Consider the following 18,306-nt stretch of genomic DNA (forward strand, 5'->3'; position numbering starts at 1 on the left):
ATAGCTGATAGCTGATAGCTGATAGCTGATAGCTGATAGCTGACACCCCATAAATTACGTTATGTTAAATAGGCTGAAATAAATTAAAGTGGGCGTAATCATACGAACTAGCCCACTTTTAGAAGGGTTTTGATGTCTTAATTTAGCTCAGAATCTACCCAGAATTTAGTGCCTTTTAGTACGGCTTGTAATGCAAGGCCATTTTCGGTTAATGAATAAACAGTTACTTGACCTGCAATGGCTTCGGCAACAAGTGCACCGCCTTTATCTTGGTATTTTGCCGCTGCATCGGCATTGCCACCGAAGGCCCAACCATTTTCAATAAAACGATTTAACGCAGCTTGATTATGAAAAACCATTACAACGTTAAAGTCTTTAACACCTAAACCAAGTCCTAAACCAGCTTCACCCATATTCATATAAGTGGATTTACCCGTCAAATTATTTTTAACCACACCATAGCCGCCACCAAAGCTGGCTAAAACAACATTGACATTAGCATTATCAAATACTGCATAACCAGCGGCATTTTTAATTTGCTCTTTAACATCTGGTTTTTCTTTGTATAATTTACTGAGTGTATCTGCTCGCATATTTTGCACTAGATTACGCTTTTCAGTTGGAGAAGCACTACCTGTTGTAGCACAACCAAACAGGACTAATGTAAGTGCAACTAAACTTAAAACTATTAACTTTTTCATATGCCTTCCTTAAACCAGCAACATTGCCTTGGTATTATCTGATTAGCTTAACAATATAATTATTCACTAAGTCCAATACTAGACAGTATCGGACTTTAAAGTTAAACTGTAACTACTTTATTTTATTAGAAATAACTATATTATGCTTGTTGCTTTGGTCGATACATTAAAACAATTACGGTATCAAATTGCCCATCTTGAAGATGATACAATGCAATCAGAATACCCAGAACTTGCCACCTTTATACAGCAAGTTGGCTTGACTGTCGCTGAATCTAAGCAAGAATTAGTATTTTTGTATCAATTTTTATATGTTTATGGCCGAAAATCAGAAGCGACATATAATCGTTTTCGGAACGAACTCGAACGCTTTTACCTATGGTCTTGGTTAGTCGCAGAAAAATCAGTATTTGAATTAAAACGTGAAGACATAGAAGCCTATGTCGATTTTATGGTCGAACCCGATAAAAGCTGGGCGATGACTTCAGTGCAATGGCGCTATAAAGATGAGCAAGGGATCCGTAGATTAAACGAAAATTGGCGCCCTTTTATGCTCAAAGAATCTATTGCTAGCCAACAAACATTAGCGGCCATGTTTACTGCTTTAAATGTATTTTACAAGTTTGCTATTTTAGAAGAAAAAACCTTTGCTAACTTTGTACCGGTTGTAAAAAAGAATAGCCCTTATTTAGTTGTGCAATCACAAATAAAAATTCCTGATACCTTGAGTGATATTCAATGGGAATATGTATTTGGTGTCACACGTGATAAGTGTGAGCAACAACCTGATCTTGAAAGAAATTTATTTACCTTAGCGTGTTTAAAAGGTCTTTATTTACGGATCTCTGAACTATCAGAGCGACCACAATGGTCGCCTGTTATGTCTCATTTTTGGCAAGATAATGATGGCTTTTGGTTTTTAAGAATTATGGGTAAAGGAAATAAATTACGTGATGTCACACTCAGTGAAGATTTTGTAACTTATTTAAAACGTTATAGGTTGTACCGAGGTTTACCAGCCCTGCCCCGCGTTGATGAATCTGAACCATTGGTGCATAAAATTCGTGGTCAAGGCGGAATGACCGTTCGACAAATTCGTCGCTTAGTTCAACAAAGTTTTGATTTAGCCAAACAATCTTTACTTGATGATGGCTTTACTGATGATGCCGAGCAACTAGAATCGGCAACAGCGCATTGGCTCAGACATACTGGTGCTACGCATGATGCACAAACTCGCCCTTTAAAACATTTATCAGAAGATTTAGGACATGCAAAAATTGCCACCACCGATCAAATATATATTCAGACAAATATCAAAGAACGAGCAAAATCTGGACTTAAAAGGAAAATCTAAATGGAATATGTTGTATTAGCTGCAGTGGGTTTAGCCTTTTTAATTTATTCATTATCTATGCATCAATTAGAGCGAGCTGAAATTACCGGACCTATGTTTTTTGTTATTATCGGTGCGTTGATCGGGTTTATGCTACCAAGTAAAACGGCATATTTAACCAGAGACTTAGATCACTTATTACCTTTAATAGAATTAACACTGAGCATATTTTTATTTACTGATGCCGCAAAAACCAAACTGATGGTTTTAAAACACAGTTTTCAATACCCTAGCCTATTACTTTTTATTGCTTTACCACTTACCTTGTTTGCTGGAATTATTATTGCGAGTTTAATGTTTACCCAGCTGACACTTATTCAAGCTGCACTAGTTGCAATAATATTAACGCCGACAGATGCAGCGCTTAGTAAAGGATTATTAAATAGCAGCGCGGTGCCTGAAAAAATTCGTGAAGGGATCAATACTGAAAGTGGTTTAAACGATGGTTTATGTGTGCCAATATTTTTAGTCTTGATGTTGTTAGCAAAAGAGCCTGCATCTACATTTTCGGTTTTTGATACGGTCATTGTTTTTGCGCGTGAATTAGGTGTGGCTATTCTGGTTGCAGTTGCTGCAATGGGATTGATCATTCCCGCGATTAAATTTGCCATGCAACGTCATTATTTTTCAAATAATAGTAGCCCATTTTTAGTGGTTGGTATGGCAATGGCCATTTTTTCAATCGCACAAAGTTTGCATAGCAGTGGTTTTATTGCGGTGTTTGTTGCTGGATTAATTTTTGATAGATTTACCGATCAGGCTTTACGCTTAAAACTCGTTGAAGATAGTGAACACATCGCGGACTTTACTGGTTTGTTGATCTGGTGTTTATTTGGTTTTGTATGCAGCTATTTAGTTTTGCCAGAATTATCATGGGCACTTACTGTATTTGCACTACTGAGTACAACGCTTATTCGAATTATCCCTGTGATGTTGTCATTACAATTTACTAAATTAAAAATGAAAGAACGTTTTACTTTTGCTTGGTTTGGCCCGAGAGGCTTAGCATCTATTGTATTTACTTTAATGGTGATCGATAGCGGCATCGAAAATAAATACCTTATAGCTACGATTGCTATGACAACTATTTTATTTAGTGTTTTTATTCATGGTATGAGCACCAAGCCTATTGCTGATAGTTATTTAAAATAAAAAAACGATATAAAAAATGCCGCAATCCTTTTTAAAAGCGTGCGGCATTTTTATATTAAATGTTATTGCTTAGCTTATCTGCTAGTAGTTCTATTGGGTGTTTTGGTTTGAATTTTTCATAGCGTTTAACTTGGCTACGACAAGAAAAACCGGTTGCTAATAATTGCTCAGGTTTATTTTTCTCTACAACACCTTGCCAACTCATTTCATATAATGCTCGAGAGTTTTTTTGGTTTTGCGCTTCATGGCCATATGTACCTGCCATACCGCAACACCCTGTTGCTGTTGTATTAAGTTTTAGGCCTAAGTCAGTAAAAATTGTTTGCCATACATTCGCCGCTTTTGGTAATGCGGTTGTTTCAGTACAATGACTTAATAACGTAAATGTTATATTGCTATCAACTTTGTTAGCTAAAGATTTAAAAGATTGTGTTGCTAACCATTCATGAGCAAGTAGCACTTCAAACTCACCACGTTCATCACCTAAAATAGAATTATATTCATCCCGATAACACATTACTAATGATGCATCTAAACCTACAAGTGGTGCATTTATTTCAGATAATGAATTTAAAAATGTTGCTGCATTTTTTGCTGTGATCTTAAATTCATTTAAAAAACCTTTAACGTGTTGCGGTTTTCCATTTGGCTTAAACGGTAACAGTATTGGCTTCTTGCCTAGTGCGGAAATTATTTTTATAAAACTTTCTACCAGCTCAGCTTCATAAAAACTGGTAAACGGATCTTGCACAATTAGTACATACTCACTTTGTTGCTCGGGAGATAAGCCTGAAAGTTGTGCAAAATTAAATTCGTGTGTTTTATTAATCCGTTTTGTTAAACGTGGTGAACTAAGCACGGGTGTATCAACATAGCCAACAGATTTTTTTATTAATGAGCTGACTAATTTAGTTTTTACAATTGGGTTTATTACATTTGAAAATTTGGCCATTAATGGTGCACTGGCTTCAATATTACCGACTAGATAATCTTTAAGTGGGCGCGCGTAGTAACTGTGATAATAATTTAAAAAACGCGATCTAAAAGTCGGCACATCAACTTTTATTGGGCACGCTGTGGTACATGCTTTACACGCTAAACACTCATCCATTGAGGCTTTAACTTCATGAGAAAAATCATATACGCCTTTCTTTTTATCGCGGCTATGTTGAAAACGTTCCCACCAGGTGATCACTTCACCTTTATTAAGTTCTTTTTCAACCTCAATTAAATCAATCTCTTTTGCTTCTTGTAATCGTAACCATTCGCGCATTAAACTTGCGCGACCTTTAGGTGAATTACGACGATCACCGGTTACTTTATATGATGGGCACATAGGAGAGTTTTCATCATAGTTAAAGCAAATACCATTGCCATTGCATGTCATTGCATTATTAAAACTAGTTTTAACATCAACCGAAATTTGTCTGTCGAACCACGCACGCTTTTGACCGTCAACACTAACTAGTGAGTCCTTACTTTCAATCGGAGTACATATTTTTCCGGGATTAATCCTATTGTTAGGATCAAAAGCTGATTTTATAAGTCGTAATTGCTTAAATAAATGCTCACCAAAAAACTCAGGGCCATATTCACTTCTATACCCTTTGCCGTGCTCGCCCCACATTAAACCACCGTATTTAGCTGTGAGTTTAACAACTTCATCAGAGATCACTCGCAGTAATTTTTCTTGTTCGGGATCACACATATCAAGTGCCGGTCTAACATGTAATACACCGGCATCAACATGACCAAACATGCCATATTGTAAATTATGGCTATCGAGCAAAGCTCTAAATTCAACAATATAATCTGCAAGATTCTCAGGTGGTACGGCGGTGTCTTCAGCAAACGCCAAAGGTTTTTGTGCGCCTTTAACATTACCCAACAAGCCAACTGATTTTTTACGCATGGCATAAATTTTCAAAATATCAGTCTTACTGCTGGTAAGTTGATAACCAATTACGCCGTTTTTTTGTTGTGCAACGCAATCATCGAGTAATGCACAAAGCGACTCAACTTTGTCTTTTATGTCATCAGGCGATACAGCATTAAACTCAACCATGTTAAGCCCTTGCATATCTTTATTTGGCACATCGGTTATTAAGTCCGATACTGAATGCCAAATTATATCTTCACGTGCAAGATTTAAAACTTTGCTGTCAACGGTTTCAACTGAGGTAGCACGGGCATCGACCAAAAATGGTGAATGCCGCAGTGCCGAATCAAAGCTATCATACTTGATGTTGATTAAGGTTTTGAATTCAGCAATAGGTGTGATGTTTAATTTAGCCTCAGTAACAATACCAAGCGAACCTTCTGAGCCAGTTATTAGCCTACTCATATCAAAAGTTTGTAAGTCATCACTTAGCACATGCTCTAGGTCATATCCGGTTAAAAAGCGATTTAAACGTGGAAACTTGGCTAAAATTGCATCCCGCTCAGACAAACAAATATCAAGCACTGTTGCGTACAGTTTACCGATTGTAGTGTTTTGTTCGGCAATTAGTTTGGCTTTATCAATGTCAATTGGTGTCGTTGACATTTGTGTGCCATCGACTAAATAAGTGGTAAGTCCTAAAACATGATCGCTAGTTTTACCATACACCAGTGAGCCTTGTCCTGATGCATCGGTATTAACCATTCCGCCGATTGTTGCGCGATTACTCGTTGATAAATCAGGTGCAAAGAAAAATCCATAAGGGCGTAAAAAATCATTTAGTTGATCTTTAATCACGCCCGTTTGCACTCTAACCCAACCTTCTTCAGGATTAATTTCGAGGATTTCTCGCATATAACGTGATAAATCGACTACGATCCCGGGAGTTAATGATTGACCGTTGGTGCCTGTACCACCGCCGCGAGGTCCAAAAGTCAGCGATAGATAAGGGTCTTGTGCAGCAGTTTGAAGAGCAATTTGAATATCTTTTTCAGTTTTAGGAAAAATAACACTTTGCGGTAACTGCTGGTAAATACTGTTATCAGTTGATGCAGTTATACGAGTGGCATAACTTGCATCAGTGTCGCCAGTAAACCCTTGTTTAATTATAGTTTTTAAGTAACTTGCGACTAAATCGGTCGCGGCATCTTGTTGGCTAATAGTTGCTATCATGACGGTAGTAAATTAAGGCATTTGTTCGATTATATCATGCTAAAGAGCAATAGAAATTGAAGATTTTACAGTTTGTAACACTCTTTTTATCGTAAAAAGACTGTGATTACTTATACTCATAGTAGATGCTTAATTGCGAGGGAATTGAAATGAAAAAATGTGTATTAGTTTTAGTCGGCAGTTTATTTATGTTGCTGGGATTATTTTTTGCTATTGTACCAGGCCCTTCTTTGATCTTTTTTATTGCAGGGCTTATGTGTTTCTCTTTTTATTACCCTAAAGCACGCCATTATTTAGCAATTTGCCAAAAAGCGCTGACAAAATCTTGCGCGTTCTTAGATAAGAAGTTAGCCCGATAAAAGTTATAAATAGGCTATAACATATTGAGTAAACAAAAATGCCAGCAATAACGCTGGCATTTTTTATACTTTAACGATTATTTTGCTAATTTTTTAGCAAGGTATAACCAAGTTTCAAGTACTGTATCTGGGTTTAGTGAAACAGAATCAATTCCCTGCTCTACTAACCACGCAGCAAAGTCTTCATGATCTGATGGACCTTGACCACAAATACCAACATACTTTCCTTTTGCTTTGGCAGTTTGAATTGCCATAGAAAGTAGTTTTTTGATTGCAGGGTTACGCTCATCAAATAAATGGGCAATTAATCCTGAGTCACGGTCTAAACCAAGCGTAAGTTGCGTTAAATCGTTTGAACCGATTGAAAAGCCATCAAAATGTTCTAAAAATTCATCAGCAAGTAATGCATTTGATGGAAGTTCACACATCATGATTACTTTTAAGCCATTTTCGCCACGTTTAAGACCATGTTCTTCAAGTAATTCAATAACACGTTTACCTTCTTCAAGGGTACGTACGAATGGGATCATGATTTCAATGTTGGCCATATCCATGTCGTTACGAACACGTTTGATTGCTTCACACTCTAGTGCGAAACAGTCACGGAAATCTTCCGAAATATAACGTGCTGCGCCACGGAAACCAATCATTGGGTTTTCTTCTTCAGGCTCGTATTGTTGTCCGCCAACTAAGTTAGCATATTCATTTGATTTAAAATCAGACATACGAACAATTACACGCTCTGGTGCAAATGCACAGCCTAAGGTCGAAATACCTTCAACTAATTTAGCAATATAGAATTCAACCGGTGATTCATAACCTGCAATCATCTGTGTGATTTCAGCTTTTAACTCATCTGTTTGAGCATCAAAATTTAGCAATGCTTTAGGATGCACACCAATCATACGGTTGATAATAAATTCAACGCGCGCAAGACCAACACCTGAGTGTGGTAAGCGTGCAAAATCAAATGCACGATCTGGGTTACCAACGTTCATCATGATTTTCATTGGTAGTTCAGGCATTTTATCGACACGTGAAGTGAGGATTTCAAAATCTAAAATACCTTCATAAATAAAGCCAGTGTCGCCTTCAGCACATGATACGGTTACTTCTTGGCCTGCTTTAATTAGGTCAGTTGCATTACCACAGCCTACAACTGCTGGAATACCTAACTCACGGGCAATAATTGCCGCGTGACATGTACGACCACCACGATTAGTTACAATCGCTGCAGCACGTTTCATGATAGGTTCCCAATCTGGATCAGTCATGTCGGTTACTAAAATGTCACCTTGTTGAACTTGATCCATTTCTTTAATCGAATCAAGTACACGAACAACACCTGAGCCAATTTTATGACCGATGGCACGTCCTTCAACGACAACAGCACTGCTGCCATTTAGTTGAAAACGCTCCATAACATTCGTATCTTCGTTTGAACGAACTGTTTCAGGGCGAGCTTGTACAATGTATAGCTTGCCGTCATTACCGTCTTTTGCCCACTCGATATCCATCGCGCGGCCATAATGTTTTTCGATGATCACAGCTTGCTTTGCAAGCTCTTGAACTTCGGCATCGGTAATTGAGAATTTATTTGAAAGGGCTGCATCTACATCTACGATTTCTACTTGTTTACCATGCGCTTGATCGGCAGAGTAAATCATTTGAATCGCTTTTGAGCCAATATTACGGCGCACTACAGATGGCTTACCTTTAGCAAGTGTTGGTTTATGAACATAAAATTCATCAGGGTTTACTGCGCCCTGTACAACCATTTCACCTAGACCATAACTTGAGGTGATAAACACGACATCTTCGAAACCTGATTCAGTATCAATACTGAACATAACGCCAGACGATGACTTATCAGAACGTACCATGCGTTGAATACCCGCAGATAATGCTACGCCGCGATGATCATAACCCTGGTGAACACGGTATGAAATGGCACGGTCATTGAAAAGCGATGCGAACACATGCTTGATGGCGACCATTACTGAGTCGATACCACGTACATTTAGGAAGGTTTCTTGTTGACCTGCGAATGATGCATCAGGCATATCTTCAGCTGTTGCTGATGAACGTACTGCGAATGAAACATCGTCTGCTGCATTGCCGTGGAGTTGGCTGTATGCGTCGCGAATGGCTTGGTCTAAATTAGGTTGGAATGGGGTGTCGATAATCCACTGACGAATATCAGCGCCGACTTTTGCTAGTGTATTTACATCTTCCACGTCCAGTGTGTCTAAAATGTCGTGGATCTTTGCATTTAGTCCTGATTGCTCAAGAAACTCATTAAATGCGTCTGCGGTAGTAGCAAAACCACCTGGGACTTGTACACCAGCGTTTGCTAGGTTAGAAATCATTTCGCCGAGTGAGGCATTTTTGCCGCCAACACGAGGAACATCTTGCATACCAAGCTCTTGATACCAGAGAACGTATTCTTGCACGGATCTTTCTCCAAAAAAACAAATTGTAGTAATAACTGTGAGAGTTAAGAAAGAAAACCTTCTAAAAAGGTCACCTTCATTCTACACTGGCAATAGACCTTACGTAAACCGTAGGGTGGCTATTTTAACTATTAAACGTAATAAAAAGGTTAATATGAGAACTGCATTTTATATTTCTGACGGTACAGCTATCACTTCTGAAGTATTTGGCCACGCCACTTTGTCATTATTTCCCGTTGAATTTAATCATAAAACTATCCCTTTTGTTGAAACTGAAAAAAAAGCGAACGAAATAAAAGCATTGATCAATGCAACGGCACAACGCGAAGGCGAAAAACCATTGGTTTTTTTTACTTTTGTTAATCACAATTTAAGTGAAATTATTCGCTCATCGACCGCCGTTACTTATGATTTCTTAACTACATTTAGTGAGAAAATTGAGCAAGAACTAAAAGTAGCGCCTGTGCCTAAAATTCATCGTACTCATTCAATGCATGAAAAAAGTTATGACTTTAGAATTGATGCCGTGAACTATGCGCTTACTAATGATGACGGCGCTAATATTAGTAACTATGCTGAAGCCGATATAATTTTGGTCGGCGTAAGCCGCAGTGGTAAAACGCCAACTAGTTTATATTTAGCGCTACAGTATGGTATTAAAGCAGCTAATTACCCTATCACTGAAGAAGATTTAGATTCGGGTAACTTACCACAGTGCTTAGTAGCCTATAAGCATAAGCTGTTTGGTTTAACGATTGATCCAGTCAGGTTGGCTGATATTCGCCAACGCCGTATGGCTAATTCAAAATACGCATCACTTAAGCAATGTCGAATCGAAGTACGCGAAGTTGAAATGCTGTATAAAAAACATAAGCTGGCGTATTTAAATTCGACCCATCACTCTGTAGAAGAAATTTCCGCTAAGATCATTTCTGATACTAACCTTGAGCGACGTAAGTACTAACTTCAATATAGCTAATTATAGTTACACAAGGTATAAAAATAATATCGGACATTAAAAAAGCCGCAGATGCGGCTTTTGATTTTGGACTAACTCTACTTACGTGCGTCTTTTAATAAATCTGCAACTAAGAAGCCAAGTTCTAATACCTGATCAGCATTTAAACGTGGGTCACACTGTGTGCGATAACGCTGTGCTAGATCGTCATCAGATAATCCGTAAGCACCACCAGTACACTCTGTAACATGTTGGCCAGTCATTTCTAAATGAACACCACCTGCATACGAGCCCTCAGCTTTATGAACTGCGAAGAACTGGCTGATCTCACGCAAAATATTGTCAAAGCTTCGGGTTTTATACCCTGATGTCGCTTTTTCAGTATTCCCGTGCATTGGATCAGAACTCCAAATTACTTTACGGCCTTCTTGTTGAACGCGACGTACTAAGGCCGGCAACTTTTCAGGAAGTACATCAGCACCCATACGTGTAATTAATGTTAAGCGCCCTGGGATGTTATCTGGATTAAGCGCATCAATTAAACGAATTAAGTCGTCAGGATCCATTCCTGGACCAACTTTTACCCCAATTGGATTTTTAATACCTTTAAAGAATTCGATATGTGCATGATCAAGTTGGCGAGTACGTTCACCAATCCAAACAAAATGTGCTGAGCAGTCATACCAATCGCCAGATAGATGATCACGGCGAGTAAGCGCTTCTTCATACCCCAGTAATAACGCTTCATGAGAGGTGTATAAATCAGTCTCTTTAAGGCTTGGTGCAATTGTTGAGTTAATACCGCACACTTCCATAAACTCAAGCGCATCTTGAATCTTATCCGCAAGTTGTTGGTATTTTTCTTTAAGTGGGTTTGCTGCAACAAAACCCATGTTCCAGCGATTTACCTGATGTAAATCTGCAAGTCCACCTTGTGCAAATGCGCGTAATAAATTTAATGTTGCTGCACTGTGATGATAAGCCGTCATTAAGCGTTGTGGATCGGGAATACGCGCTTGTTCAGTGAACTCAAAATTATTTACGATATCACCACGGTATGAAGGTAAAGATACCCCATCAATGGTTTCTAAATCTGCTGAGCGTGGTTTAGCATATTGCCCTGCCATGCGCGCAATCTTAACCACAGGGCATTTACCGCCATAAGTTAGTACGACTGCCATCTGTAATATTGTTTTAAATGTGTCACGAATATTAGCGGCATTAAAGTCACTAAATGATTCAGCACAATCACCACCTTGAAGTAAGAAGGCACGGCCTTCACAAACGTCTTCTAGTTGTTTAAATAAACTACGGGTCTCTTCTGCGAAGACCAGTGGTGGTGCACTCTTTAATTGGCCTTCAACAGTTTTCAGCGCTTCTTGATCTGGATACTGTGGCTGCTGAAGTATTGGGAGCTCTCTCCAGCTATTTGGGTTCCACGACTGCATATTAATTTCCTCATTCCTACATTTACCTGATAGATGAAAATTAACGTATGCAGTGCCCCTGTTCAAGGACTATATTCGCTAATTATCAATTATTTAGTTATGAGATAAATATTATTGATGATTTGCACTGTTCTGCCACCTTTTTATTTTTTTAAATATGCACTGGGTATTGTTTAACTTATTAATATCAAACATAAAATTAAATAACAGAGCGAGACCGTAGTAAATTAATCAAGTGCCTACTCTATAACTAAAAATAAGAACACATCATACTTAAATTACAATGCTGTGTACTCTTAACTTTACAGATAAAATTAAGTTATTTTTTATATCAAATGGCTGAAGTTTAAAATATGTGCTATGTGTGCGGGGTAATACAAAGGTATACCTAAATTAAATGAAATTCAGTTCGCCTGAGGCCGCTTGTAATTACCTTGTTTGATTCATGTTGGCACGTATTTCAAATTACTGATAGTTGTCAATTTAAGCCTGAATAACACTGCAATTAAATTAAGCAATAGTATGTAATTGTAAAATTCGAGCGCTGATTTTGACTCCAACTCCTATACATCTTATTGGCCTATTTCTCGGCGTTCATACAACATTTTTATAATGCTTGGCTTAAACTAGATAGGTTTAGCAGCTTGTTATCACTGTAGTTCAGCTCTTTAACTATATCGACGATTACTTAAGCTTCATGGTTATAAAGTCTGTAAGCGCTGTTTATTTTTGTGCTCATAGCCATAAACTTACTCACTGCAACTGCACGACTGATAATTTTTAAGCTGTTTCAAATTAGATAATCCCCTGAAGCAAAATTGAAATAGTGTGCCTATGAGTAATTTATAGAATTGGTCACATCAATAAGCTCCCGTAAATTATTGCATTGATATACCAGTATCCATTGGCAACTGAAAACTACAATAGAGTTAGTCCTCACCCTTTAACTACACAACTTATACTTGAGGTAAATACTTCTATCGGATCGGAGATTATGCAATTGCAGCAACATGATGTACTTAATCATCAGCTCAAAGGCAATATTTAAACATACTTATTTAGAGATGATCGAACTTTTAAGTTAGAAAAACTATCAACCTATCCGTTATAAGATCCTTACCAAGAATAAAGAACACATCATACTTTATTGGTTTATAATATTTACTTTGCATCGAGTAAGATTTGACAATATATAAACAGGTGATTGTGCGCTGCTTTGTTTTTAGTTTAACTGCGGCTATGGTAGACTATTATCATCTATATTGTATGATGTGTTCTTATGGTAACTAAAGTACAAATTCGCAGTCAGTTCGATTTACTTAGTGATTTAACTAATCACTTTATTGATGATTTAATGCAATGCGATTATTCAAAGGCTGATTATTATCAATTGCCTGATATTGATAGTAACGATGAAAAGATAGTCCCTCAATCGATCAATGTTACGAAAATTACAGGTGCTACGGGCCAAAAGTTGATTTTAAATTCATTTAACGATATCTATAAAAAATCAGGCTTAAGTAGTCGTGTTTTAAAACGTCACCCTGGGTTACTGGTAATAAAAAATGCGGATCAAAAACAACTTGTTGCTCGAATTCAACAATTAAATAAAGCAAAAGCTGCATTTAAAGAATGTATTCTAGCCATTGATAATAATGATGCTCGCTTTGAAGCGGTTCATAATGCGATACCAAATTTAATAACACTCGCCGCGTACCGTAAAATTCATTTTGAAGTAAACTCCCCTTTTTCAGTTCGTTTTACCTGGATGCACAAACACGCGACTAAAACACTGACAAAAAAGATGGCACTAGCCATGCTCGAAAAATCAGCCGGTTATTCCAATCCTAGAATGATAGATCAACTCAGTTGGCAAACACTCGTTGCTCAAGAACAATTACGTGTCGCTAGTTTAGGAGATAAAGATAAATTACGAATAAGACGCCCAACCCGCGTTAGCCCACAAGTAAATGTGAGATACACCGCGCAAAATCGTTATCATGTTAGTGCCGCACTACCTTTTATTTTGATAAACCCTGAACCGGATGTAAAACTAGGTACGTTATCAGATTATCAAAAACCACAAAGCCATCCGCGTAAACGAGAGTATGATTTTCTTGTTGATAGATTATATTTGGAACAAGTTGATAAATAATTATGTTAAAAAGGCCGCTATATAGCGGCCTTAGTCAGAATAAGCTTAAGCGGTAAGTTAATCTTTAACTATTTCTTCAATTTTATCTTCGTCGATTAAAACTGCATTTTCAACTATGCGTTTACCACCTTGAATTTCAATACGTTTGTTATGCTTATTCAAAGTAAGTATTTCATCACAAAACTGATCTGAAGGATGCATCTCGTATGTATAATCGACAATGTTGCCAGTTTTATCATCTTTAACATTAGTAATGCTATATTCTGAAATAGCACCTTTTTCGATAAGATCTTTCATCGTAGTGGTCATATCACGACGCAATGCTTTTAATTTATTTTCAGTGATATCGTCAGTTGAATAAATTGAGCCATATTTTTCCATGATAGATAACAATCTAAAATGATATGTTTTTCCTGGTGCCGCATAGCGCCAAAGATGATAAAGACGCAACATCATCCAGCGAGATAATCCGCGCTTTAATTCTTGCGCGCTATTGAAATAGTAACCTTTGTATTCAAGGTTATCGATCATGTTATGGACAAACGCATTCAAGCACGCAACACATTTAACATTACCGCCTTGCCCTTTTTTACCACTAAAGTGCAAAGAAGAAAGAAAGTTCATATTTGATTCGTAAAATGAATCATCAATATTGGTATTTTTAGTATCTGTCGCTGAATACTTAAACGATAGCTTAGAACCTTGCAGTGCTTCTAATGCTTCTTTGATTTGTGGGTAAGGCATTGATTGCCCAACAGCTTTAAGTTCTTGCGCTAATTCGTTCATCGAAAAAACCACGGCATATTGAATACCGGACTTAAAATTGATTTTAACAATTTTACCTTTAGAAGCTAAACGGATTAATGCACGTTCTACTTTTTCTTCACGATCTGATGGCCAAACTAAATATTCAACATCTTCACCGTCTTTACGGGTACTTACTACCGCTGGAGTAATTTTAATTTCACCATCATACAAAATGCCATCCACTTTTTCGGATATTTTTCGAGTAATAATGGTTTTTTTAGGCGCTTCTTCGAGTGGTAATTTTTTATGGCCTGAGCGAACAAAACGTCCCCACAAATCATAATGATTAAAAGTATTCGAATAGGCCCTTAGTCCATGCGCTGCATTTTCTAATGAAACTCGCACATCTTTATTGTCTGTAAATAATGCGAGGCTTTCGTTATCTATTGCACTTTCCACCCCGTGGATCTGACCCCGTAATGTATCGGGTAAGTTATCTACCGAGATGTTGACCTTTCGGTTCATTGTTCTTATTTCCAATTTTATTGCGACAGCTAATAACAACACATTAAACAGAAAAAGTTAAATGTTTAAGTTAGTACAAAACTGATCTGGGATTAAAATATATGTTCAGATCACTATTTTACTAAGTAACCTTAATGATCTTGATTTTCAGATCAGTTTTTTACTAACACTACGGTTATAAGTCTAAATTTTACTAACTCACGCATATTTTTGTCCGTCTATTTTTGTTTTTTAACCAAAAATACACGACATAAATCTAATTTTTACTAATGCCTGTGGATAATCATCGAATCAGTTAGCATAGATCTGATCTATACCTACTACAGATCAGATCTATACTAATTGAACAGCCTATTTATCCCGATCGTAAGTGGATAAGTTCTTAATTATCTTAGTAAAAAACTGATCTCAACAGCGGTTTTTGTGCGTAAACCTGTGTTCAAACTGTGCATAACTTAAGTCTCAGATTCAGAGTTAGTAAAATTACGATCTGTCAGTTACTAAAGATCTGATCTTAACCAAGTATAAACCTGATCCACTTTTTTTACTATTATTTATATATATCAAAAACTTAGATGTGTATTTTATGCCCTTAACCTTTACTACCTTATATATTTAACCACCTTTAAACTTCTTTATTTATACTAAGCAATTTTAAAATTACAAATTAATTCTAAATGTCTTGTTATTAAAAGCCATGTCGTCATAAATAGTTGTTTACAGTCAATTGAATGGACATTATACTTAATACCTAACTTTGAGGAATAAAGTATGTCAATTCATAATAATGCGCTATCCACCTATCGGCTTTTAAAAGCAACTGCAGAAGTCGCAGAAAAATCATTAGCAGGACGTATTCAGCATTATCGTGCCCACTTAAAATCTGAAGAAAAAGAGCTTCGAACTTACACTCAAAAAGCAGCAGCAGATCTGTTAGGCTGTAACAATCGTACCTTAAAACGCCGCCATGACAATGGTGATTTTGATGAGCTAAACATCAAACGCGGTGCAAACGGCCATTACGCTTACACTTTGGTAAATATATTTGCTATGGCAGATATAATGGATATTCAGCCAGATCACCGCAATGTTGACGATAAATTACAAGTTATTGTTATCAACTCTCTAAAAGGCGGCTGTGGTAAAACAACCAGTATGGTAAATATTGCTGCAGCCCTAGCTACGACTAACATTAAACGTTACCGTATTGGTATTATTGATTTAGATCCGCAAGGGTCATCATCAAGTTTTTTCCCACCCAGTGAACCTGAACCGATCACGGTCGGTGATTTAATGCGAGATTGCATTGATTTAGATCCAGATGAAACTTGGCAGCAACTTGTTACAAATGCTTTTTTGCCTACGCATATCCCAAATATACGCATTTTGCCTTCTGGTATGGATGACTTTTACTTTGAACATGAAACTGCAACGTTGCTAAAAGATAGTTCAAGTTATGAAAAAACCCGTCATTACCATAAACTATTAGAAAAAGTTATTGATCCGGTCAAGGATCAATTCGATATCATTTTAATTGATACAGCTCCATCTCTTAACTTCATGTTTTATAATGCTTTAATGGCATCTACGGCAATGCTGATCCCGGTGCATCCTGAGGCCGTTGATTTCGATGCTAATAACAAATATTTAAAACGTTTAGGCGAGATCTATCATACCGTTGCATCTTTAGGTCATGAAGGCTGGGACTTTATGCAATTTTTAGTAACTAATTACGTAAAAGGCAATCATTCACAGCGTGACATCGTTAAAGATGTACGCAGTGCATTTGGTCGTCAGGTAATGAGTTACCCAATTAACCACAGCTCGGCAATTACAGCGAGCTCTTCGTCATTCAATACTATTTTTGATCAAAAAACATCTGACAGCTTAGCAAGTAGAGAATCACTGATCAGAGCTCAAGAAAATATAAAAGATGTTGTTGATGAATTAGAAATGCTGATCCGTTCAAACTGGCAATCAACACAATCTCAATTGAATGAAACTAAGTAAGGTAGTTAACAAAAAATGGCTAAAAAACGTAAAAATGACACCAGCTTAGATCCTTTTGCTACTTCAATTGGTAATAGCAATCTTGATGAATTACTAGAACAAGCAAACGCAGGCGATGTGATCAAAATGCCTGCACCAAGCGATCCTAATCGTCAGATCACACTCGTTTGCAAAGTGATCCCGCATGCTGAAATAGAAAGTACCACCAAGGTGTACGCAAAAAATCGTCGTGTTCAAGTATTACTCAATGAAAAGTCTGTCGCTGATATACTCCCTGCAATAGCCGAGGATGGTCGTAACCAACACCCCGCCCTATGTTGGGACAAAGGTGATGAAATGTTGGTATTAGCCGGCTCACGTCGTCGTATGGCATGTATAATCGGCAATGCTGACTACATGGTTCTTAGTTCGAGTGATTTTACAGATTTAGATGCTAAGATTTTAGCGGTATCGTCAGACCAATATATTGCCCCTAGCCTCTGGGAACTTGGCCAAGCATATCAACAAACAAAAGATGAGTTAGTTGCACAGGGAAAAAAAGGCTCTTACCGTGAAGTAGCCGCCATTGAAGGTGTATCGCATACAGCTATTGCTGATGCAATTAAAGCCTTTGAGAAGCTTCCTGCTGCTGTACTTGCCCTTTATCCAACAGCGAATCATGTTGGCCGTGAAGTAGCTAAAAAACTGATTGCAGCAAAAGAACGTGATGAGCATAGTTTTAATCAGCAAGTAAATCATCTGACACACGATAATAGCTTAGAAGAGATAATTGGTGATGATAAGCGTGCAATGGCGATCACTAAATTGCTTACCGCTGAGCCACAGTCAACTCAACGTCGAGAAGCACTACTAGAAAATAATTACATTAGCTTGCAACGTAATTTAAAAAGTGGTGATTTATCAATCAAAATTGATAATAAAGTGATGACTGACAAGCGCTTAGAACAGCTAACTAAGTTATTAAATGCATTTAACTAGTTAATAAAAATCTGATCTGAAGGCTTTTTTTGTTAGTAAAATTCTGATCCCAAACTGTGTTTTGTTAGTAAAATAATGATCTGAAATATCAATAAACCTTACTATTGAGCTCATAGATCATTTTTTTACTAACTGATTAGCTATATTTTTCACTCTTACCGCTATTTTTTTATAACTTAGTAAAAATGTGATCTGTAAACGCGCTTAATTATTAGCAATATGTTTATAACTTGTGGGTTTATTGTTGGTTAGTTGTGTTTAACTATTAAATTCAGCTGTTTTTGTATTGAGATCATTTTTTTACTAACTTATCAG

The 18,306-nt window shown here is 37.2% G+C and carries 12 protein-coding genes; 7 read left to right on the plus strand and 5 right to left on the minus strand.

Annotation, left to right across the window (positions count from 1 at the left end; translation table 11 throughout):
* Nucleotides 1-137: 137 nt before the first annotated feature.
* On the minus strand, nt 138-701 hold the full coding sequence (locus tag H5162_RS15390; protein ID WP_182778923.1) for a YSC84-related protein: 564 nt from the start codon (nt 699-701) through the stop codon (nt 138-140).
* A gap of 142 nt (nt 702-843) precedes the next feature.
* On the opposite strand from H5162_RS15390, the gene H5162_RS15395 reads away from it, so the two are divergent.
* The gene (locus tag H5162_RS15395; protein WP_145239040.1) at nt 844-2,055 is read left to right on the plus strand and encodes a tyrosine-type recombinase/integrase; all 1,212 of its coding nucleotides are present in this window, start codon (nt 844-846) and stop codon (nt 2,053-2,055) included.
* Nucleotides 2,056-3,246 (plus strand): sodium:proton antiporter, encoded by a 1,191-nt coding sequence (locus tag H5162_RS15400; protein WP_182759759.1) that lies wholly within the window; start codon nt 2,056-2,058, stop codon nt 3,244-3,246.
* Between the two features lie 55 nt (nt 3,247-3,301).
* On the opposite strand, the gene H5162_RS15405 is transcribed toward H5162_RS15400, so the two are convergent.
* Nucleotides 3,302-6,358, minus strand: a complete 3,057-nt coding sequence (locus H5162_RS15405) for an FAD-binding and (Fe-S)-binding domain-containing protein (protein WP_182731209.1) — start codon at nt 6,356-6,358, stop codon at nt 3,302-3,304.
* Nucleotides 6,359-6,507: 149 nt separating this feature from the next.
* Between H5162_RS15405 and H5162_RS15410 the strand changes: the two genes are divergently transcribed.
* Complete coding sequence (locus H5162_RS15410; RefSeq protein WP_145239030.1) at nt 6,508-6,717, plus strand: PGPGW domain-containing protein; 210 nt, start codon at nt 6,508-6,510, stop codon at nt 6,715-6,717.
* Between the two features lie 77 nt (nt 6,718-6,794).
* On the opposite strand, the gene ppsA is transcribed toward H5162_RS15410, so the two are convergent.
* Nucleotides 6,795-9,170, minus strand: coding sequence for a phosphoenolpyruvate synthase (ppsA, locus tag H5162_RS15415; protein WP_149980298.1), 2,376 nt, complete (start codon nt 9,168-9,170; stop codon nt 6,795-6,797).
* A gap of 154 nt (nt 9,171-9,324) precedes the next feature.
* On the opposite strand from ppsA, the gene H5162_RS15420 reads away from it, so the two are divergent.
* A complete protein-coding gene (locus H5162_RS15420; RefSeq protein ID WP_149980299.1) occupies nt 9,325-10,134 on the plus strand; it encodes a pyruvate, water dikinase regulatory protein in 810 nt (269 codons plus the stop codon).
* A gap of 92 nt (nt 10,135-10,226) precedes the next feature.
* Here the strand turns inward: H5162_RS15420 and H5162_RS15425 are convergent, their stop codons facing one another.
* The gene (locus H5162_RS15425; protein WP_145239021.1) at nt 10,227-11,576 is read right to left on the minus strand and encodes a class II 3-deoxy-7-phosphoheptulonate synthase; all 1,350 of its coding nucleotides are present in this window, start codon (nt 11,574-11,576) and stop codon (nt 10,227-10,229) included.
* A gap of 1,279 nt (nt 11,577-12,855) precedes the next feature.
* On the opposite strand from H5162_RS15425, the gene H5162_RS15430 reads away from it, so the two are divergent.
* On the plus strand, nt 12,856-13,731 hold the full coding sequence (locus H5162_RS15430; RefSeq protein WP_145239018.1) for a DNA replication terminus site-binding protein: 876 nt from the start codon (nt 12,856-12,858) through the stop codon (nt 13,729-13,731).
* A 57-nt stretch (nt 13,732-13,788) separates the two neighbouring features.
* Here the strand turns inward: H5162_RS15430 and H5162_RS15435 are convergent, their stop codons facing one another.
* Entirely contained in the window at nt 13,789-15,003 is a 1,215-nt protein-coding gene (locus H5162_RS15435; RefSeq protein WP_145239015.1) for a replication protein A, read from the minus strand.
* A gap of 771 nt (nt 15,004-15,774) precedes the next feature.
* On the opposite strand from H5162_RS15435, the gene H5162_RS15440 reads away from it, so the two are divergent.
* The gene (locus H5162_RS15440) at nt 15,775-17,013 is read left to right on the plus strand and encodes an AAA family ATPase (protein ID WP_145239012.1); all 1,239 of its coding nucleotides are present in this window, start codon (nt 15,775-15,777) and stop codon (nt 17,011-17,013) included.
* Between the two features lie 15 nt (nt 17,014-17,028).
* A complete protein-coding gene (locus H5162_RS15445) occupies nt 17,029-17,991 on the plus strand; it encodes a transcriptional regulator (RefSeq protein WP_182778925.1) in 963 nt (320 codons plus the stop codon).
* Nucleotides 17,992-18,306 lie beyond the last annotated feature (315 nt).

The organism is Pseudoalteromonas sp. SR41-8 (genome assembly GCF_014163915.1).
GTDB classification, from domain to species: domain Bacteria; phylum Pseudomonadota; class Gammaproteobacteria; order Enterobacterales; family Alteromonadaceae; genus Pseudoalteromonas; species Pseudoalteromonas rhizosphaerae.